This is a genomic window from Metapseudomonas otitidis, assembly GCF_900111835.1.
GTDB lineage: Bacteria > Pseudomonadota > Gammaproteobacteria > Pseudomonadales > Pseudomonadaceae > Metapseudomonas > Metapseudomonas otitidis.
The window spans coordinates 154,215-174,644 of record NZ_FOJP01000001.1 but is presented as its reverse complement, the minus strand read 5'-3'; the positions used below and the strand labels follow the sequence as shown (position 1 = coordinate 174,644).

At 67.4% G+C, this 20,430-nt stretch carries 16 protein-coding genes and 1 pseudogene; 2 read left to right on the top strand and 15 right to left on the bottom strand.

Annotated elements, in window-relative coordinates:
* Positions 1–142: 142 nt before the first annotated feature.
* The 6 genes from BM198_RS00850 to BM198_RS00825 all read right to left on the bottom strand — a co-directional run bounded on the left by BM198_RS00850 (position 143) and on the right by BM198_RS00825 (position 7,303).
* Positions 143–1,234, bottom strand: a complete 1,092-nt coding sequence (locus BM198_RS00850; protein WP_074967090.1) for a polyamine ABC transporter substrate-binding protein — start codon at positions 1,232–1,234, stop codon at positions 143–145.
* Between the two features lie 68 nt (positions 1,235–1,302).
* Entirely contained in the window at positions 1,303–2,397 is a 1,095-nt protein-coding gene (locus BM198_RS00845; RefSeq protein ID WP_074967088.1) for a polyamine ABC transporter substrate-binding protein, read from the bottom strand.
* A 59-nt stretch (positions 2,398–2,456) separates the two neighbouring features.
* Complete coding sequence (locus tag BM198_RS00840) at positions 2,457–3,557, bottom strand: polyamine ABC transporter substrate-binding protein (RefSeq protein WP_074967087.1); 1,101 nt, start codon at positions 3,555–3,557, stop codon at positions 2,457–2,459.
* Positions 3,558–3,714: 157 nt separating this feature from the next.
* Positions 3,715–5,085 carry an aspartate aminotransferase family protein gene (locus tag BM198_RS00835; protein WP_107328487.1) on the bottom strand — a complete coding sequence of 457 codons (1,371 nt, stop codon included), beginning with the start codon at positions 5,083–5,085 and terminating at the stop codon, positions 3,715–3,717.
* Between the two features lie 64 nt (positions 5,086–5,149).
* Positions 5,150–6,508, bottom strand: a complete 1,359-nt coding sequence (locus tag BM198_RS00830) for a glutamine synthetase family protein (protein WP_044402210.1) — start codon at positions 6,506–6,508, stop codon at positions 5,150–5,152.
* A gap of 42 nt (positions 6,509–6,550) precedes the next feature.
* Positions 6,551–7,303 (bottom strand): gamma-glutamyl-gamma-aminobutyrate hydrolase family protein, encoded by a 753-nt coding sequence (locus tag BM198_RS00825; protein ID WP_044402208.1) that lies wholly within the window; start codon positions 7,301–7,303, stop codon positions 6,551–6,553.
* A 276-nt stretch (positions 7,304–7,579) separates the two neighbouring features.
* Here BM198_RS00825 and BM198_RS00820 point away from each other — a divergent pair, with 276 nt between their 5' ends.
* Entirely contained in the window at positions 7,580–8,959 is a 1,380-nt protein-coding gene (locus tag BM198_RS00820) for a glutamine synthetase family protein (protein WP_074967085.1), read from the top strand.
* Positions 8,960–9,144: 185 nt separating this feature from the next.
* On the top strand, positions 9,145–10,203 hold the full coding sequence (locus tag BM198_RS00815) for a polyamine ABC transporter substrate-binding protein (protein WP_044402202.1): 1,059 nt from the start codon (positions 9,145–9,147) through the stop codon (positions 10,201–10,203).
* Positions 10,204–10,208: 5 nt separating this feature from the next.
* Here the strand turns inward: BM198_RS00815 and BM198_RS00810 are convergent, their stop codons facing one another.
* From BM198_RS00810 to BM198_RS00770, 9 genes and pseudogenes are all read right to left on the bottom strand, one after another.
* Positions 10,209–11,117 carry a CobW family GTP-binding protein gene (locus BM198_RS00810; RefSeq protein ID WP_074967083.1) on the bottom strand — a complete coding sequence of 303 codons (909 nt, stop codon included), beginning with the start codon at positions 11,115–11,117 and terminating at the stop codon, positions 10,209–10,211.
* The gene (locus tag BM198_RS00805; RefSeq protein WP_074967081.1) at positions 11,110–12,867 is read right to left on the bottom strand and encodes an amidohydrolase; all 1,758 of its coding nucleotides are present in this window, start codon (positions 12,865–12,867) and stop codon (positions 11,110–11,112) included. The genes BM198_RS00810 and BM198_RS00805 overlap by 8 nt, the downstream gene beginning before the upstream one ends.
* An 84-nt stretch (positions 12,868–12,951) precedes the next feature.
* The gene (locus BM198_RS00800; RefSeq protein ID WP_074967079.1) at positions 12,952–14,133 is read right to left on the bottom strand and encodes a pyridoxal phosphate-dependent aminotransferase; all 1,182 of its coding nucleotides are present in this window, start codon (positions 14,131–14,133) and stop codon (positions 12,952–12,954) included.
* Between the two features lie 31 nt (positions 14,134–14,164).
* Positions 14,165–14,854: an ABC transporter permease subunit gene (locus BM198_RS00795; protein WP_044402190.1), complete on the bottom strand. Its 690-nt coding sequence runs from the start codon at positions 14,852–14,854 to the stop codon at positions 14,165–14,167.
* 8 nt (positions 14,855–14,862) lie between these two features.
* Positions 14,863–15,573 (bottom strand): ABC transporter permease, encoded by a 711-nt coding sequence (locus tag BM198_RS00790; protein WP_074967529.1) that lies wholly within the window; start codon positions 15,571–15,573, stop codon positions 14,863–14,865.
* Complete coding sequence (locus BM198_RS00785) at positions 15,573–16,337, bottom strand: transporter substrate-binding domain-containing protein (protein ID WP_044402187.1); 765 nt, start codon at positions 16,335–16,337, stop codon at positions 15,573–15,575. The genes BM198_RS00790 and BM198_RS00785 overlap by 1 nt, the downstream gene beginning before the upstream one ends.
* A gap of 38 nt (positions 16,338–16,375) precedes the next feature.
* A pseudogene (locus tag BM198_RS00780) lies at positions 16,376–17,098 on the bottom strand (ABC transporter ATP-binding protein); the annotation flags it as partial.
* Positions 17,099–17,181: 83 nt separating this feature from the next.
* Positions 17,182–18,759 carry a zinc-binding metallopeptidase family protein gene (locus BM198_RS00775; RefSeq protein WP_074967077.1) on the bottom strand — a complete coding sequence of 526 codons (1,578 nt, stop codon included), beginning with the start codon at positions 18,757–18,759 and terminating at the stop codon, positions 17,182–17,184.
* 13 nt (positions 18,760–18,772) lie between these two features.
* A complete protein-coding gene (locus BM198_RS00770) occupies positions 18,773–20,377 on the bottom strand; it encodes a 5-guanidino-2-oxopentanoate decarboxylase (RefSeq protein ID WP_074967075.1) in 1,605 nt (534 codons plus the stop codon).
* Between the last annotated feature and the right edge of the window lie 53 nt (positions 20,378–20,430).

The following is a 20,430-nucleotide window of genomic DNA, read 5'->3' as shown; positions in this document are numbered from 1 at the left end:
ACACTCCCAGATTCTTGCTTAGCCGGCCATTATGGCCGGTCGCGTTCAGTACTGCCTGAAAGGCGCGAGCCATTCATCCTGGTTCGCCCTGCGCCCGCTTGTGTAGGCACCGCACGCTCCCTGCCGCGCGGCGCCCCTGTTATCACTTGCCCGATTTCACCTTGGTCCAGGTGCGGGTCATCAGCCGCTGGACCTTGGGCGGCAGCTCTGCCGATACGTAGAGCTTGTCCAGGACCGCTTGTGGCGGATAGACGGACTCATCGGTCCGTACTTCCTGCTTCATGAACTCGCCGGCCTTGGTGTTGGGGTTTGCATAGCCGACGCTGTCACTGACCTGGGCGATCACCTCGGGACGCAGCAGGTAGTCGATGAAGGCGTGGGCCTCCCTGACGTTGGTGGCGTCGGCCGGGATGGCGATCATGTCGAACCAGAGGTTGGCACCTTCCTTCGGGATGGCGTAGGCGATCTTCACGCCCTTGCCGGCCTCCTCGGCGCGCGCAGCGGCCTGGAAGATATCACCGGAGAAGCCGGCGGCCACGCAGATGTCGCCGTTGGCCAGGTCGCCGATGTACTTGGAGGAATGGAAGTAGGTGATGTAGGGGCGCACCGCCATCAGCTTGGCCTCGGCCTTCTTGTAATCGGCGGGGTTCTTGCTGTTGGGGTCCAGGCCCAGGTAGTTGAGCACGGCCGGCAGCATCTCGTCGGCCGAGTCGAGGAAGGCGACGCCGCAGCTGCTGAGCTTCTTGATGTTCTCGGGCTCGAAGAGCACGGACCAGGAGTCGATCTTGTCGACGCCCAGCGCGGCCTTGACCTTCTCTTCGTTGTAGCCGATGCCGTTGGTGCCCCAGAGGTAGGGAACGGCGTACTGGTTGCCGGCGTCGTTGGCCTCCAGGCGCTTGAGCAGCACGGGGTCGAGGTTGTCCCAGTTCTTCAGCTGGGCGCGGTCGAGCTTCTGGAAGGCGCCGGCCTTGATCTGCTTGCCGAGGAAGTGGTTCGAGGGGACGACCACGTCATAGCCGGTGCGACCGGCCAGCAGCTTGCCCTCGAGGGTCTCGTTGGAGTCGAAGACGTCGTAGACCGGGCGGATACCGGTTTCCTTCTGGAAATCGGCCAGGGTGGTCTCGCCGATGTAGTCGGACCAGTTGTAGATGTGCACCGTCTGCTCTGCCTGGGCCTGGCTGGCCAGGGTCAGGACGGCAGCGGTGATCAGGGTTTTGCCGAAGGAAACTCGCACACTTCAGTCCTCTTGTTTGCGCCGGGCCGCCCGCACGCAGGCAGGGCGGCAGTCATTGGGTTCGGGGTTCAGCGCCCGCTCTTTATCCGGGTCCAGTCACGGGTCAGCCAGCGCTGCACTTCGCGGGGGCGTTCCCGGGCCACGTAAAGCTTGGCCATCACATCCGGTGCAGGGTACACGCCGGGGTTGTCGCGCACGCTGGCATCCACCAGCGGCGTCGCGTCCTTGTTGGCATTGGCATAGGACACGTAGTTGCTGATGCTGGCGATCACATCGGGCCGCATCAGGTAGTTGATGAAGGCATGGGCCTCCTCGACATGCTGGGCGTCGCGGGGGATGGCCAGCATGTCCGCCCACATGGCGGTGCCTTCCTTGGGGATCACGTAGCGGATCTCGTCCTGGCGCCCGGCTTCCCGGGCGCGGGTGGCGGCCTGGAGCATGTCGCCGGAATAGCCGAAGGCGATGCAGATGTCGCCGTTGGCCAGGTCGGCGATGGACTTGGAGGAGTGGAAGTAGGTGACCGAGGGGCGGACCTGGAGCAACGCGGCGGTGGCCTTGTCGAAGTCGGCACGCTCGTGGCTGTGGGGCGACATGCCCAGGTAGTTGATCATCTGCGGGATGACTTCGTCGCCGGTGTCCAGCAGGGCGACGCCGCAGGCGTGCAGCTTCTTCACCACGGCAGGATCGAAGAGCAGCGACCAGGAATCCAGGGCCGCGTCGTTGCCGAGGATGGCGCGGACCTTGTCGACGTTGAGGCCGATGCCGTTGGTCCCCCACAGGTAGGGGACGGAGTATTCGTTGCCCGGATCACCACTGGCCAGGCGTTCCAGCACGGCGGGATCGAGATGGGCGAGGTTGGGCAGCCTGGATTTGTCCAGTTTCTGGTAGGTACCGGCCCGCACCTGCTTGGCCAGGAAGTGGTTGGTGGGCACCACCACGTCGTAGCCGGAATGGCCAGTGGCGAGCTTGCCGTCGAGGGTTTCGTTGGAGTCGAAGACGTCGTAGACCACCCGGATGCCGGTCTCCTTCTGGAAGTTCTCCAGGGTGCCGGGGGCGATGTAGTCCGACCAGTTGTAGACGCGCACCACCCGCTCTTCCGCGCTGACGGCGGACATGAGGAGGGCGCTGGCCAGCAACCCGTACAGCCAGGGACGTTTTCGCATGAGCGATCCTCTCGGAGATGACCGTCCCCCGGCTCAACCGGGGGACGGGGTACGACGGCTTACTTGCCCGACTTGATGGTGGTCCAGGTACGGGTCATCACGCGCTGCACCTTGGCCGGCAGGTCCGGGAAGGCATAGAGCTTGGCCATGGTTTCCTGGCTCGGGTAGATGCCCGGGTCGGTACGGATCGCCTCATCCACCAGCGGGGTCGCGGCGGCGTTGCCGTTCGGGAACTGAACGACGTTGGTGATCTCGGCCATGATCTCCGGCTTCATGATGAAGTTCATGAAGGCGTAGGCGGCGTCGGGGTTGGCGGCATCGGCGGGGATGGCGACCATGTCGAAGAAGGTGCCGGCGCCTTCCTTCGGAATGTTGTAGGCGACCTTCACGCCACCCTTGGCCTCTTCGGCGCGGGACTTGGCCTGGTACACGTCACCCGAGTAGCCGACTGCCACGCACAGGTTGCCGTTGGCCAGGTCGGAGATGTACTTGGAGGAGTGGAAGTAGGTGATGTAGGGACGGATCTTGAGGAACAGGGCCTCGGCTTCCTTCAGCTCCTTCGGGTCCTGGCTGGTGGGCTTGTAGCCCAGGTAGTGCAGGGCGATGGGGAGGATCTCGGTGGGCGAGTCGAGGAAGGAGACGCCGCAGGACTTCAGCTTCTCGATGTTCTCGGGCTTGAACAGCAGGTCCCAGGAGTTCACCGGGGCATTGTCACCCAGGACGGCCTTGACCTTCTCCGGGTTGTAGCCGATGCCGATGGAGCCCCACATGTAGGGGAAGGCGTACTGGTTGCCCGGGTCGGACACTTCGACGGTCTTCAGCAGGTTCGGGTCCAGGTTCTTCCAGTTCGGCAGCTTGGACTTGTCCAGCGGCTGGTAGACCTTGGCCTTGATCTGCTTGGCCAGGAAGTTGTTGGAGGGCACCACGATGTCATAACCGGACTTGCCGGCCAGGAGCTTGGCTTCGAGGGTCTCGTTGGAGTCGAAGACGTCGTAGACCACCTTGATCCCGGTTTCCTTGGTGAACTTCTCCACGGTGTCCGGGGCGATGTAGTCAGACCAGTTGTAGACGTGCAACACCTTTTCTTCTGCCTGGGCCACGCCGGCCACAGCGCCAGCCAGCGTCACGGCGAGCAGGGTCTTGCCGAAGGTTTTGAACATGCGGGTAGCTCCGTTTGTTGTTTAAGTGTCCGAGCGGCGTCGTAACCGAATACGCCACCGCCCGGTGAGCCTGGCCAACGCACTGGCACAGTCTAGGGTGGGGGGCGGTGCTTACAACAGCTCGCGGTAGCGATTGTTTGCAAACTCGCCCATTTGCTCAACCCAGAACTGCACTCGCGGTGAGGTCAAGGCACTTGCGAGCCTTGGTCACCAGTTCGTCGATCTCGTCCTTGGTGATCACCAGGGGGGGCGAAATGATCATCGTATCGCCCACCGCCCGCATGATCAGGCCATTGCGGAAGCAGTGCTCGCGGCACTGCATGCCCACGCCCAGGTCGTTGAAGCGTTCGCGGGTCTTCTTGTTCTTGACCAGCTCGAGTGCGCCAACCATGCCCACTCCACGCGCTTCACCGACCAGGGGATGGTCAGCCAGCTCCTGCCAGCGTTGCTGCAAATATGGTGCCGTTTCCGCCTTCACCTTCTCGACGATCTTCTCGTCACGCAGGATACGGATGTTCTCCAGGGCAACGGCGGCGGCCACCGGGTGACCGGAGTAGGTAAAGCCGTGGTAGAACTCGCCGCCCTGGTTGAGGACTTCGACGATCTCGTCACGGACGATCACGCCGCCCATGGGGATGTAGCCGGAGGTCAGGCCCTTGGCGATCGGCATCAGGTCCGGGGCGTTGCCGTAGTACTGGCTGCCGAACCATTCGCCGGTACGGCCGAAGCCGCAGATCACTTCGTCGGCGATGAACAGGATGTCGTACTTGGCGAGGATCTCGCGGATTTTCGGCCAGTAGGTTTCCGGCGGGACGATCACGCCACCGGCGCCCTGGATGGGCTCGGCGATGAAGGCGGCGACGTTCTCCTCGCCGACTTCGAGAATCTTCTTCTCCAGCTGCTCGGCCGCCCAGACGCCGAACTCTGCCGGGGCCATGTCGCCGCCCTCGCCGTACCAGTAGGGCTGGGGAATGTGCACGATGCCGGGGATCGGCAGGTCGCCCTGACCATGCAGGGCCTTCATGCCGCCGAGGCTGACGCCGGCGACGGTGGAGCCGTGGTAGCCGTTCCAGCGGCCGATCACCACTTTCTTCTTCGGCTGGCCCTTGGTCGCCCAGTAGTGGCGGACCATGCGCAGCACAGTGTCGTTGGCCTCGGAGCCGGAGCCGGTGAAGAACACGTGGTTCATGCCGTCCGGCGCCAGCTCGGAAATGGCCTTGGCCAGTTCGATGGCCGGCGGGTGGGCGGTCTGGAAGAACAGGTTGTAGAAGGGCAGTTCGCGCATCTGGTTGGCCGCGGCCTGCACCAGCTCCTCGCGACCATAGCCGACGTTCACGCACCACAGGCCGGCCATGCCGTCCAGGATCTTGTTGCCTTCACTGTCCCAGACGTAGACGCCTTCGGCCTTGGTGATGATGCGTGCACCCTTGGCATTCAGCGCCTTGTAGTCAGTGAAGGGCGGCAGGTGGTGGTCACGGCTGAGGGCCTGCCACTCAAGGGTCCTTGGATTGGTCACTTGGCTGTTCATTTCCATACCTCGTTAAACACTCTTCGGCGACGCCGGCCTTCATGGCCGGCGTGCCGGTTCCTGATCAGACGGAGAGCAGCAGGAACTCACGTTCCCAGGAGCTGATCACCCGTTTGAAGTTTTCGTGCTCGGCACGTTTCACGGCCACATAGGCCTTGATGAACTTGCTGCCCAGGTACTTCTCGATCTCCCGGCAGGATTCCATCCGTTCCAGTGCTGCCTCGATGGTCAGCGGCAGGCGCAGGTTGCGGCGCTCGTAGCCACGGCCCTTCACCGGCGCACTCGGCTTCACGCCTTCCACCATCCCCATGTACCCGCACAGCAGGCTGGCCGCGATGGCCAGGTAGGGGTTGGCGTCGGCGCCGGCCAAACGGTTCTCCACTCGACGGTTCTGCGGGTTGGCATCCGGCACGCGCAGGCCGACGGTGCGGTTCTCCTCGCCCCATTCCACGTTCACCGGCGCCGAGGTATCGGGCAGGAAACGACGGAAGGAGTTCACGTTCGGGGCGAACAGCGGCAGCAATTCGGGGATGTACTTCTGCAGGCCCCCGATGTGCTGGAGGAACAGGTCGCTCATCGAACCGTCATCGTTGGAGAAGACGTTCTTGCCCGTCTTGATGTCGATCACGCTCTGGTGCAGGTGCATGGCGCTGCCCGGCTCGTCGGTGATCGGCTTGGCCATGAAGGTGGCGGCCACGTTGTGCTTGAGGGCGGCCTCGCGCATGGTGCGCTTGAACACCAGGATCTGGTCGGCCAGGTCCAGGGCATCGCCGTGACGGAAGTTGATCTCCATCTGCGCCGGGCCTTCCTCATGGATGAGGGTGTCCAGGTCCAGGTCCTGCGTCTCGCACCAGTCGTACATGTCCTCGAACAGCGGGTCGAACTCGTTCGCGGCATCGATGGAGAAGGACTGGCGGCCGGTTTCAGGACGGCCGGAGCGGCCCAGCGGGGCCTGCAGCGGGAAATCCGGGTCGTCGCAGCGCTTGGTCAGGTAGAACTCCATCTCCGGCGCGACGATCGGCTTCCAGCCCTTGTCCGCGTAAAGCTTGAGCACCTTCTTCAGCAGGTTGCGGGGCGACAGCTCGATGGGGTTGCCCTGCTTGTCGAAGGTGTCGTGGATGACCATGGCGGTGGGCTCGATGGCCCAGGGCACCAGGTAGACGGCCTTCTCGTCCGGGCGGCAGAACATGTCGATGTCCGCCGGGTCGAGCAGGTCGTAATAGATGTCGTCCTCGACATAGTCGCCGGTGACGGTCTGCAGCAGCACACTCTCGGGGAGGCGCATGCCCTTCTCGTCGAGGAACTTGTTGGTCGGCGAGATCTTGCCGCGCGCAATGCCGGTAAGGTCGCTGATCAAGCATTCAACTTCGGTGATTTTGCGTTCTTTCAGCCAGCTGGTGAGCTGGTCGAGCTTGGTAGTCATAAAGACCTCAGGGTTTGAGAGCCTCGACTGGAATAGCCGGGCTCAGCGTTGCCCCGCCCTCTCCCTGCAAGCCTCACCAAAGGCCTGGAAGATGGCGAGATATACGGGGTTGGAGCGAACCTGCCACTCGGGATGCCACTGTACGCCGAGTGCGAAGGACCTGGCGCCTTCGACCGATACGGATTCGACCAACCCGTCGGGCGCCAGCGCTTCAACTCGAAGGCCGGGCGCCAGACGTTCAACGCCCTGGCCGTGGATGGAATTGACGAGAAACTCGCCCGGCACACCGAGGCCGGCGAGCACGCCACCCGGTTGCACGGAAACCGGGTGGCGCGGTGCGTACTGGACCTCCAGCGGCTGGTCTTCAGGCTCGCGGTGGTCCATGAAGCCCTCGACCTCATGCACCTTCTGGTGCAACGAGCCGCCGAAGGCCACGTTCATTTCCTGGAAGCCCCGGCAGATGCCCAGCACCGGCACGCCACGCTCCACTGCAGCACGCAGCAGGGGCAGGGTGATGGCATCGCGATCAGGGTCGTGGAGGGTGCCGGGCGCGCTGGCCGGGCCGGAATAAAGATGAGGTTCTACGTTGGAAGGCGAACCGGTGAACAGGAGTCCGTCTAGACTCTCCAGCAGGGCATCGATGTCCAGAATATCGCCCAGCGCCGGAATGATGAGGGGAATACCGCCAGCCCCAAGGGCTACCGCCCGAAGATATTTGTCACCTGCAACATGGTAGGGATGTGGACCGATCTGCTTGGTGCAAGCGGTTACGCCGATCAACGGCAGGCGAGACATGGGGCACCCGTTTTATTGCTGTTATGGGTTTCGGCCGAGCTTAGCGTTGTTCATTTTTTTACACAATAGGGCTGTAAAAAATTGAACACACCCCACTGGACGCCGCGCCGGGCATGGCTCCGAGCAGGGCCAAGATGCCCTGAAACGCCCCAAAATTGGCCATCGAGCCCCGCTTTAGGGCAAAATAGGGCGCTATTGACATCCAGGGGGCTTTTCGATTGACTCAACCCCTAGTCAATACGTGATTGATATTTTTAACAAGAAAGGTGTTGCATCATGTCGGTACCCCCGCGTGCCGTTCAGCTTCAAGAAGCGAACGAGTTCCTTAAGGAACATCCTGAGGTCCAGTTCGTCGATCTCCTGATCGCAGATATGAATGGTGTGGTTCGAGGCAAGCGAATCGAACGCGCCAGTCTCCACAAGGTCTACGAAAAAGGTATCAACCTCCCCGCCTCCTTATTTGCCCTCGACATCAACGGCTCCACCGTCGAAAGCACCGGCCTCGGCCTGGACATCGGCGATGCGGACCGTATCTGCTACCCGATCCCCGGCACCCTGTGCGACGAGCCCTGGCAGAAGCGCCCCACCGCGCAACTGCTGATGACCATGCACGAAATCGAAGGCGAGCCGTTCTTCGCCGACCCGCGTGAAGTCCTGCGCCAGGTCGTGGAGAAGTTCGACGAGCTGGGCCTGACCATCTGCGCCGCGTTCGAGCTGGAGTTCTACCTGATCGACCAGGAGAACGTGAACGGCCGTCCGCAGCCGCCGCGCTCCCCGATCTCCGGCAAGCGCCCGCAGTCCACCCAGGTCTACCTCATCGACGACCTCGACGAGTACGCCGATTGCCTGCAGGACATCCTCGAAGGTGCCAAGGTCCAGGACATCCCGGCCGACGCCATCGTCAAGGAAAGCGCCCCTGCCCAGTTCGAAGTCAACCTGCACCACGTGACCGACGCCCTCAAGGCGTGCGACTACGCGGTCCTGCTCAAGCGGTTGATCAAGAACATCGCCTACGACCATGAAATGGACAGCACCTTCATGGCCAAGCCCTACCCGGGCCAGGCGGGCAACGGTCTGCACGTGCACATCTCCCTGATCGACAAGAAGACCGGCAAGAACATCTTCGCTGCCGATGATCCCGAGCAGAACGCCGCCCTTCGTCATGCGGTCGGCGGTGTGCTCGAGACCATGGCCGCCTCGATGGCCTTCCTCTGCCCCAACGTCAACTCCTACCGCCGCTTCGGCGCACAGTTCTACGTGCCGAACGCGCCGAGCTGGGGCCTGGACAACCGCACCGTGGCCGTTCGCGTGCCCACCGGCAGCTCCGATGCGGTGCGCATCGAACACCGCGTAGCCGGTGCCGACGCCAACCCGTACCTGATGATGGCGGCCATCCTGTCCGGCATCCACCATGGCCTGACCAACAAGATCGAGCCCGGTGCGCCCATCGAAGGCAACTCGTACGAGCAGCTGGAGCAGAGCCTGCCGAACAACCTGCGCGACGCCCTGCGCGAACTGGATGACAGTGAAATCCTGGCCAAGTACATCAGCCCGGACTACATCGACATCTTCGTCGCGTGCAAGGAAAGCGAGCTGGAGGAGTTCGAGCACTCCATCTCCGACCTCGAATACAACTGGTACCTGCATACCGTGTAATCGAGTCCAGAAGCGCCGGCCCCAGGGCCGGCGTTTTTTTGCCTGCAATCCGCCTCCCCGCGTGCGGAATGGGCAGTGGAAAACGCGCAAAGGCCCGAGCTAGAGAGGCCCAGGCGCTGATGTGAATCAACCTGCTGAACCTCATGCCGCCGCACAATGCTGCGCCATCCACCAGGGAGGACTCCATGCCCCGCTTCCTCGCCCCATTGCTGCTCGCGCTGCTGCCGACCCTTGCCGCCGCCGACGAGAGCATCCGCGTCTACAACTGGAATGACTACATCGCGCCCCAGGTCCTCAAGGACTTCGAGCAGCAGACCGGCATCCGCGTCGACTACCGCACCTACACCAGCGCCGAAGAGCTGCTCAAGGTCATCGACAGCGGCGAAGCGGCCGACGTGGTGGTGCCCTCCCACAACAACCTTCCCGAGCTGATCCGCGCCGGCAAGCTGCAGCCGCTGGACCTCGCCCGCCTGCCCAACCGCAAGCACCTCGACCCGCAGCTGATGAGCAAGCTCGCCGGCGTCGACCCCGACAACCGCTACGCCGTGCCCTACCTCTGGGGCGCCGTCGGCCTCGCCGTGAACGGCCCGCAGGCCGAGAAAGCCTTCGGCGGTCCGCTGCCCAACAGCTGGGCCGTGCTCTTCGATCCCGCGCAGAGCAAGCGCCTCTCCAGCTGCGGCATGAGCGTGCTGGACGCCCCGGACGAAGCCCTCTCCGTACTCATGACCTACCAGGGCCGCAGCCTCGCCCGCACCGCGCCCAGCCGCCTCAAGCGCTCGGCCGAAGTCCTGGCAGGCCTGCGCCCGAACCTGCGCTACATCGACAGCGAGCGCTACATCGAAGACCTCAACAAGGGCCACCTGTGCGTCGCCATGGCCTGGGTCGGCGACGCCCTGAACGCCGCAGCCGCCGGCCAGCCGGTGCGCTTCGTGGTGCCCGACGAAGGCTCGGTGCTGTTCATCGACAACCTGGTCATCCCCAAGAGCGCCAACCGCGCCGACCTGGCCCACCGCTTCATCGACTTCCTGATGCAGCCCGAGGTCGCCGCCCGGATCACCAGCGAAACGCTCTACCCCAACGGCAACGTCGACTCGCGCCAGTTCCTCGAACCCAGCCTGCGTGACCAGCCCGGCCTCTACCCGGACAAGGAGACCAAGCGCCGCCTGTTCGCCCTGGAGCCGCTGCCCGAGAAGCTCGGCGCCACCCGCGACGAGATCTGGACCGCCTTCCGCGACGGCCGCTGAGCCACTCAGCCCAGGCAGTCGCGCAGACCGCGCTCCAGGGCTTCACGCCCGGCAAACCCCTGCCGGGCGATGAACACCAGCTGTGAACCCTCCGCCCGCTCCCGCATCGCCTCGAACTGGCTGCGTCCGCCCACCTGCTGCAGCCAGAGGCTCTCCTCCCGCCCGGCCAGGCGTATGCAGCCCTTGATGCGGAAGATTTCCGCCGGCACCTGCCCCAGCCAGGCCTGCAGGCGCGCACCGTCGAAACGCTCGCCGCTGCACCACAGCCAGCTCTCGAACAGCCCGGCGTGGGCCACGCCCGCCACCGGCACCAACCCCAGCGCCCGCTGCGCCGGCTCCAGCCACAGCGCCTCCGGCAGGTCGGCCTGCACCCCGACATGCACCAGCGACCGCCCCGGCAGGGCCTGCCGCACGGAGGCCAGCGTGGCCTCGTCCACCAGGTCCGCCTTGTTCAGCAGCAGCACGTCGGCCGCCGCCACCTGGGCGCGGGCCAGGCGTGCGTAGTCGCCCTCCAGCGCAAGATGCCGCGTGGCGTCCACCAGGGTGATCACCAGGTCCAGCCGCAGCAGGTCACGCAACTGTGGATAACCCAGGGTCTGCACGATGCGCTGGGGGTCGGAAACACCGCTGCACTCGATGACGATGCGCTCCAGGCGCGGCGAGAGCTGCGCCAGGCTGGCCAGCTGCGCCAGCAGGTCCTCCTGCACCGTGCAGCAGATGCAGCCGTTCTGCAGGCTGTACACCGCATCGGTCACCTCGGCCACCAGCGCCGCATCGATGTTCAGCGCACCGAAATCGTTGACGATCACCGCCAGTCGGCTGTCCCCGGCCTGCCGCACCATGCGGTTGAGCAGCGTGGTCTTGCCCGCGCCGAGAAAGCCCGCCACCACCGTGACCGCGATGCGCTCAGCCATCCTGGCGTGCCCCCGACTCGATCACCGGCGGCTCGCCGCGCCACACCGCCTGCAGCCCCAGGCCCGCCAGCGCCTCGCCACGGTCGTACACCAGTTGCCCTTCGACGAAGGTCAGCAGCACCTGGGTGCGGTGGATGTAATTGCGCGCCGGCTGGGCGAACAGGTCGCGGTCGAGCACGATCAGGTCCGCCGCCTTGCCCACTTCCAGGCTGCCGGTGCTGGCCTCCAGCCCCATGGCGAGCGCCCCGTTCAGGGTGGCCACCCGCAGCGCCTGGGGCAGGCTGATGGGCTCTCCGAAGCAGGCCGGGTCGTCGTTCCAGGGGTTCTGCCGGGTCACCATCGTCTCCAGCGCCAGCCAGGGATCGATGGACGCCACCGGCCAGTCGGTGCCGAACACCGCCGTGCCGCCGGCCTCCAGCACCCCTTTGAAGTCGTAGATGCGCTTCAGCCGCTCCTGGCCGTAGCCCGAACGCGCGCCACTGGCGAAGGGCGTCGGGTACCAGGCCGCCGGGGAGAACTCGGCGATCACCTGCAGCGCCTGGAAGCGCGCCAGGTTACCCGGGTGCAGCAGCGTGCTGTGGGCGCACTGGTGACGCACCCCGCTGAAGCCGTTGCGCCGCCGCGCCTCCGCCACCGCATCGAGGAACACGTCGGACGCGCCATCGCCGGTGCAGTGGGCGATCACGCGGATGCCCCGGCGGTCCATGTCCACCAGCATGTCGGTGATGTGTTCCGGGGTGAGGTTGAGCTTGCCGCGCCAGTCCGACTCGTTCGGCCAGGGCGTCAGCAGGAAGGAAGAACGCGGCTCCACCGTGCCGTCGAAGTGGAACTTCACCGCGTTGGCGCTCAGCCGGGCGCTGCGGTAGTAGTGGCGCTCGCCGGCCAGCAGCTCCCAGCGCCGACGCACCGGGAAGATGTCGTCCTGCCAGCTGATCGCCGCCTCGATGCGCACGGTCAGCTCGCCGGCGTCGTCCAGCGCCTTCAGCGCCTGCAGGCGGTGTTCGCAGACGTGCACGTACTTGCTCGCCGTGACCCCGCGCGAACTCTGGAAGTGCACGCCATCGCGGTAGGCCCGGCGCAGCACCGCCACCGGGGTCGGCGGCATGGCGGCGTGGATCATCGCGTAGGCGCCGTCGATCATCAGCCCGGTGGGCTCGCCGGTCAGCGGGTCGCGCTCCAGGTAGCCGTTGCGCGGGTCGGGGGTATGGCGGTCGATGCCCGCCAGCTGCAGCGCCTTCGAGTTGACCATCATGGTGCCCCACATGCGATCGAGCAGGGCCACCGGGCGGTCCGGCATCACCGCATCGAGCCAGGCGCGGCCGGGCACAAGGCCCGCCTCGCGGAAGGTGTAGCGCACCCAGTACTGGCCGTGGATCCAGCCCTCGCCGGGGTGGGCATCGGCATAGGCGCGGATCGCCGCCTCCAGCTGCGCCGGCGTCGGGTCCTCGATACCGACATCGAGGTCGTCGCTGTAGCGCGGCGCCAGGGCCAGGTCCGGGTGGGTGTGCATGTCGTGCAGGCCGGGCATGCAGAAGGCCCCGTCGAGGTCGTGCACGCGGGTCTGCGGGCCGCGCAGCGCCTGCACGGCGGCACGGCTGCCCACGGCCAGCAGGCGCCCCCCGCCGATGGCCACCGCCTCGGCCCAGGGCTGCGCCGGGTCCTGGGTGTAGAAGCGGCCGTTGTCGAGGATCAGGTCGGCAAAATGGCCCGTGGCCGAATGGGTCGAGGAGAAGTTGTCGGCGTCAGTCATGGCGGCACCTTGTGATTTTCGAGCGTGGCCAGGCCCGGCGCGCGAACGCACCGTGAGCCTGGTTCGGTCAGGAATTGCGGTGGGTCAGCGCGAGCGTTGCAGGCGCTGGATAAAGCCGGCGATGCGACGGCAGGCTTCCTCCAGCTCGGCATCGGAGACGGTGAACGAGAGCCGCACGAAGCCCCGGCAACTGGCGCCGAAGGCTTCGGCATCGAGCACCGAGACCCCGGTCTCGCGGAACAGCTGCCAGGCGAAGTCCATGCCCGAGAGCCCCGTCTCGCGCACGTCCACCAGCATGAACATGCCCGCCTCCGGCACCTTGCAGCGCAGCAGCGGCACATTGGTGAGCCCCCGCACCACCAGGTCGCGGCGGCGGCGGTAGGTCTCGCGGGCGTCCCCCACCACCGCCTCGTCCAGCTCCAGGGCCTTCAGCGCGGCAGCCTGGATGAAGCCCGGCAGGCCGTAGATCATGCACAGCATCAGGTTGTCCAGGTGGCCGATCAGCGCCGGCGGCGCCACCACCCAGCCCACCCGCCAGCCGGTCATCGCATGGGTCTTGGACAGGCTGTTGAGCACCACGGTGCGCGCCGCCATGCCCTCCAGGCTGGCGATGCTGCGGTGGCTGCGCTCGTAGGTGAGCTGCCCGTACACCTCGTCGGAAATCACCCAGAGGTCATGACGACGGGCCACCTCGGCCACCGCCTGCAGCTCCTCGGCGGTGTAGACGTTCCCGGTGGGGTTGTTCGGCGTCGCCAGGGCGATGCCCCGGGTGCGCGGCGTGAGCACCGCCGCCAGGGCGTCGGCGGTGAGGCGGAAGTCGCCCTCCGCCGGCTGCGGGATGCTCACCAGGCGGGCGCCGGAGGCCTGGATGCTGGCGGCGTAGGTCAGGTACATCGGCTCCGGCACCAGCACCTCGTCGCCGGCCTCGAACAGGCACAGCGCCGTGGCGAACAGGCCGTTCTGCGCCCCGGCGACCACCGCCACCTGCTCGGCGCCCACCGGGATGCCCAGCAGCCGGCGCTGCTTGGCGGCGATGGCCTCGCGCAGGGCAGCGCGGCCGATCACTTCGGTGTAGTGGGTGTCGCCCTGGGCCAGGGCCTCGACGGCCGCCGCGCGGATCGGCTCGGCGGTGGTGAAGTCCGGGTCGCCGATGCTCAGGACGATGGCGTCCTCGCCACGCGCCTGGGCGGCACAGGCGGCGTAGTGGATGTCCCAGGCGCTGACGGTCTCGCCGCTGATGCGCCCGACCAGGGATGAATACTTCATGCACGGCTCCTTGGGGTCCGGGTCCATGGGTTCAGGCCTGGCGCTGCGGCGTACGGCCGATGCGCGCGAAGCCCTGTTCGATGAGGAAGGCGAGGACGATGTACACCACCGCCACCACCAGCAACGGCTCGTACACCTTCAGCGTCTGCGCGCGCACCAGGTTCGCCGCCCCCAGCAGGTCGGTCACCGCCACGGTGGAGGCCAGCGCCGTGGACTTGAGCAGCATCACGCTCTCCCCGGCCAGGGCCGGGCGCAGCATCTGCAGGGCCCGTGGCATCCACACCCGCCGCAGCACCTGCCCGGGTCGCATGCCATAGGCCCGCGCCGCCTCCAGTTCGCCCCGGGGCACCGCCCGCAGGCCACCGCGCAGCACCTCGCCCACATAGGCTCCCACGCTCAGGGTCAGGGCCAGCGCCACGTACCAGAAGCCCTCGCGCAGGTACGGCCAGAGCAGGCTGTGGCGGATCAGCGGGAAGCTGGCGAACACGCTGCCGAGGCCGTAGTAGAGGATGTAGATCTGCACCAGCAGCGGCGTACCCCGCAGCACGCTGGTGTAGAACCGCGCCGCGCCGGCCAGCAGCGGGTTGCGGGCCAGCCGCGCCAGCGCTACGGCAACGGCCAGCAGGAAGCCGAAGACCGCCGACACCAGCAGCAGCTGCACCGTCAGCAGCACGCCACGGGAAAGCTCGCCGATGAAACCGTCCAGCCAGGAAAAGTCCATGGGGCCTCCTAGGCGAGCCGGGGCATCCACCGCTCGAAGCGCGCTTCGATACGGCGGAAGACCAGCCCGGAACACAGGGTGATGACGTAGTAGAAGGCCGCGACCACCAGGTAGAACATCAGGTAGTGCTTGGTCGAGGCCGCCGCCTGGCGCCCCGCGCCCAGCAGTTCGCTGTAGCCCACCACGCTGATCAGCGCGCTGTCCTTGACCAGCACCAGCCAGAGGTTGGACAGCCCGGCGACCACGTGGGGCAGCATGCTCGGCAGCAGCACCCGGCGCAGCACCAGCAGCGGGCGCATGCCGTAGGCCCGCGCCGCCTCCACCTGGCCCACCGGAATGGCCTCGATGGCGCCACGGATGATCTCCGCTGAATAGGCGCCCTGGACGATGCCCAGCACCACGATGGCGGCGAGGAAGCCGTTGACCTCCACCGGCGGCTGGCCGGCGGCGGCCATCAGCAGGTTGAGCAGGTCGGAGCCGGCGTAGTACAGCAGCAGGATCAGCAGCAGCTCCGGCACCGCGCGGTACAGCGTGGTGTAGCAGTTGGCCCAGATCACCAGCCAGCGCGGCCCCCACAGCTTCAGCAGGGCCACGCTCAGCCCCAGCACCAGCCCGAGGACGAACGCCCCCAGGGAGATGCCCAGGGTGCGGATGGCACCCTCGGCCAGGGCCTGCAGCCAGCCGTCGGCGAACAGCAGCCGGGAGAAGTCGGGCGCCATCATGGCCGCGCCGCGATGTCGGTCTTGAAGTAGCGGCTGCGGATGGCGTCGTAGGTGCCGTCGTCGCGCAGCGCCTGCAGGGTCTGGTTGAGGCGCTCGCGCAGGGCATCGTTGCCCTTGCGTACCGCCGCGCCGACGCCTTCGCCCAGCAGCGGGTCCTGGGGCGCCACGCCCTTGCTGGCGAGCATGGCGTTGTCCGGCAGGTCGAGCAGCGGCTCCACCGCCAGCTGGTCGGCGAGGAGGATGTCGACACGGCCGCTGCGCAGGTCGGCGAGCAGGTCGTCCTGGTCGTTGTAGTAGCGCACCGTGGAGGTCTTGCCGTAGTGCGCCTTGACGTACGCCGAGTGGGTGGTGGAGCCCTGCACGCCGATGATCAGGCCCTTGAGCCCCTCCGGCGTGGGCGCCACGTCCAGGCTGCGGTCGGCGACCCACAGCGCCGGGGTGAAGAAATAGGGCTCGCTGAAGTCCACCACCTGGCGCCGCTCGGGGGTGATCGACAGGGAGTTCAGCACCACGTCCACCTGCTGCGCCTTGAGCGCGGGGATCAGCCCGTCCCAGGCCATCTCGTTGAGCGGGCACTGGGCCTGCAGGCGTTCGCACACCGCACGGATCAGCTCCGGCTCGAAGCCGCTCCATTCACCTTTGCCGCTCTTGAAGGAGAACGGCGGGTAGGGCTCCAGGGCGATGCCGAAGACGATGGTCTCCTGGGCCGTCGCTGCGTGGCTGGCGGTGGCCAGGAGCAGGGCGAGAAGGGTTTTCTTCATGTGGATTCCCTCGGTTGTGGTCGTTGTTGTCAGGGGATTCAGCGGTTGTCCTGGGCCATCACGAACTGCCGGCAGCGTTCGCTGCGCGGGTCCAGCAGCACCTGCTCGGGCGGGCCCTGTTCCTCGATGCGGCCCTGGTGGAGGAACACCACCTGGCTGGAGACATCACGGGCAAAGGCCATCTCGTGGGTGACCAGGATCATGGTGCGGCCCTCCTCGGCGATGCTGCGGATCACCCGCAGCACGTCGCCCACCAGCTCCGGGTCCAGCGCCGAGGTGGGCTCGTCGAACAGCATCACCCGGGGCCGCACGGCCAGTGCCCGGGCGATGGCCACGCGCTGCTGCTGGCCGCCGGAGAGGAAGGCCGGGTAGGCGTGGCGCTTGTCCGCCAGGCCGACCCGCTCCAGCAACTGCTCGGCGTGGGCGATGGCCTCTGCGCGGGGCTCGCCGAGCACGTGCACGGGCGCCTCGATGACGTTCTCCAGCACCGTGCGGTGGGGCCAGAGGTTGAAGTTCTGGAACACCATCGCCAGCCGCGCCCGCAGCCGCTCCACCTGGCGCGGGTCGCCGATGCGCCCATGGCCGTGGCGGTCACGCTTGAGCAGCACGGCCTCGCCGTTGATGCGCAGGCTGCCGGCATCGGGAATCTCCAGCAGGTTGATGCAGCGCAGCAGGGTGCTCTTGCCCGAGCCGCTGGCGCCGATCAGCGACACCACGTCGCCCTCCCGCGCCTCCAGGGAGATGCCCTTGAGCACGGCATGGTCGCCGTAGCTCTTGTGCAGCCCCTCGATGGCCACCACCGGGGTGGCGCCGTCACATGCCTGGTTCATCGCTTCGCTCCCGTTCATTCGTCGTCCCGCGCCGGAATCCACCACTCTTCGCCCCGCACGGTGCGGATGTACTCCGGCCAGCGGAAGCGGTGCGGCGCCTCGAAATCAGCCGGCAGCAGCGGTGCCTGCCAGTGCTCGCCGCCGATGCCGCCACCGGTGCGCCGGACGAACTCGTCCCGCGCGGCCCCCAGCAGCTCGGGCCGGGTGAGCAGGTCCACCAGGGTCGCGGCGATGGTCTTGGCCGCCACCTGGATCATCGGGTCGATGGTCTCGCGGATGCCGCCCAGGGCATTGGCCACCCAGTCCGGGTAGGGCGTGCCGGCGGCGGCGAGCATCGGCCGCGCCACCAGCAGGCGCACCGTCGGGCAATGCCAGGTGTATTCCGGGTAGTCGTCGGAGGTCAGGTGGCGCTGCCAGGCCGGCATCTGCAGGCGCAACTGGCGCTCGCACTCGCGGGGGTCGATGAGGGCCTCGGTGGCCGCGAGGAAGGGCCGCTCCATGGGCTCCAGCCCCAGGTTGGCCTGGATCTCCCGGGCCACGGCGATGGCCGCATCGCCCCACTGCGGCGCACCGACGGCGGCCAGGTTGTCGTAGGTGGCCTGGGCCAGCACGTGGTTGGGCAACCCGCCACGGGACTTGCACACCCAGGTCTTCTTCCACTGGCAGCCGGTGGCCAAGGCCGCAGCCGCGGCGTTGTTGTCCATCACCCGGCAGACGGTCTCGGCCTGCTCGATGGAATCGCAGCGCAGCAGGTACTGGATCTGCGCCAGGTGCGGCGGCAGGTTGTCGGCGGTGGCCTGGCCGGCGGTGAGGATGGCCTCGTTGAAGCTCCACAGGCCCGTGAACGGCAGGGTGGAGCGACGCAGGCTCTCGTTGAGGGTGTAGAAGTGCACCAGCGCGTCGTTGGCGCCCGGCGCGCGGGCCGCCAGGTGGTTCTGCGGGATCGGGCTGTAGGCGTCGGCGGCGATCCAGTCCTGGGGCGCCTCGCAGGTGAAGCTGTAGATGAAGGCGTAGGCGATGCCGCAGTGGGTATCCCAGGTGGTGGTGTTGTTCAGCGGCAGCATGTAGGTGGGGTGGAAGCTGATGGCCGCGTCGAGGTCGTCGTAGTACCCCTTGGCCGCGTGCACCGGCTTGGAGGCGCGCAGCTTCTCCGCCGGCTCGCCGAAGAAGCGCAGGGTGCCCTTGAGGCCGTGCGCCTGCATGGCGGCCTTGGCGGCCAGCACCCCACCCAGGGCGCTGATACCCAGGGCCGAGTGCGGGTCGGTGTGGCCCGGGGCGAAGCGCGACAGGCCCTCCCGGGGCATCGGCCGGGTGGTGGCGGCCTGGCAGTTGCCAGGCACCGCGTCGTACTCGGCGTAGCTGGCCAGCACCGGGCCGTCGCCGGTGCTGAAGGTGGCGCAGAAGGCCGTGGGCATGCCGCCGCTGGCCTCCTCCACGGTGAAGCCCTCGCGGCGCAGCAGGTCGACGTACCAGGCGCAGGACTTGTACTCGCGGAAGGCCGGCTCGGCGAAGTGCCAGATCACCTGGTGCCAGTCGGACAGCGGCTGGCGATGGCGTTCCACCCAATCGAGGGCAAAGGCTTTGGCAGACATGGGCGCTCCGGGCTCAGGCAGGCAGGAAGTCGGCGGCGTCGAGCTCGACCAGGTGCGGCTCGGCGCTCCCGTCCAGCTCGCCGAGCAGCGCACCCAACGCCTCCAGGCCGGCCACGCGGTGGTGGCGGACATGGCAGGCACGGGCCAGGGCGGCGAAGTCCGGCGCGAGGATGTCCACCCCCAGCGGCGGCACCTCGCGGGCCAGCATGCTGTCGCGGATCTCGCCGTAGCAGCGGTTGTTCCATAGCACCAGGATCACCCCGGCCCCGGCCTCGCGGGCGGCGATCAGCTCGGCGCTGGAGAACTGCAGGCCGCCGTCGCCCACCAGCGCCAGCACCGGGCGACGGGGGCAGGCCAGCTTGGCACCGATGGCCGCCGGCAAGGCGTAGCCGAGGGTGCCGTAGCCGGTGCCGGCGTTGAACCAGCTGGCCGGCGCCGGGGCCCGGTAGCCCAGGGCGCCCTGGTAGACCGGCTGGGTGGAGTCGCCCACCAGGATCGGTGCCGGCAGGCTGTCGCGCAGGGTGTCCAGCAGGGCCTGCATCGCCCGTTGCCGGGGGCTCCAGCCGTCGCGCTCGCAGGTATTGACCCGCGCCACGGCAGCCCGGGCCCAGTCACCGTCGCCCGCTCCGGCGGGCAGTGCCGCCAGCAGCGCCTCCAGGCCAAGACGGGCATCGCCCAGCAGGCCGACGTCGGCCCGGGCGGCACCGAGTACCTGCAACGGATCGATGTCCAGGCGGATCAGCGACGCCTCGACGCGGAAGGGGCCGAGGCCGAAGAAGTCGTAGTCGGTCTCGCCCAGCTCGGTCCCGACGGCCAGGACCGCATCGGCCTCGGCGAACAGCGCCCGGCCGTGGGCAGCGGACTGCACCCCGTCGAGCAGCAGCGGATGCCCGGGCTCCAGCAGGCCCCGGGCGTTGGTGGTGAGGGCCACCGGCGCCTGCAGGCGCTCGGCCAGCTGGCGCAGGGCAGGGCCGGCACCCCGGGCCCCGCCGCCAGCGAGGATCAGCGGGCGCCGGGCGCGGGCCAGCAGGGCGACCGCCTCGGCCACGGCCGCCGGTGCCGGCGCGGCGGCCTCGGGCAGCGGGCGCGGACGCAGGTCCAGGCCATCGGCGGGCATCTCCAGCACGTCCAGGGGAATCTCGATGTGCACCGGGCGCGGGCGGGCGCAACGGAACAGACCGAAGGCGCGGGCCAGCACCTCGGGCAGTTCGTCGGGGCGCTGCAGGGTGTGGCTGAAGGCGCAGACGCCGGCGACCATGGCGCGCTGGTCCGGCAGCTCGTGGAGGTAGCCGTGACCCAGGGCCTGGTGCTCGCGACGGCTGGTGGTGGAGATCACCAGCATGGGCACCGAGTCGGCGTAGGCCTGGCCCATGGCGGTGAGGATGTTGGTCATGCCCGGGCCGGTGATGATGAAGCACACCCCCGGCTTGCCGCTGGCACGGGCATAGCCGTCGGCCATGAAGCCGGCCCCCTGCTCGTGGCGCGGGCTGACATGCCGCAGGCGGCTGCCGTGCAGGCCGCGGTACAGCTCGACGGTATGCACGCCGGGAATGCCGAAGACGGTGTCGACACCGTAGCCTTCGAGCAACTGGACGAGCGCCTGGGCACAACGGGCCATGCGAGCACCTCTTGTTCTGGTTATGGGCTCCCGGCTTCCGCCGGAGGAAGGGC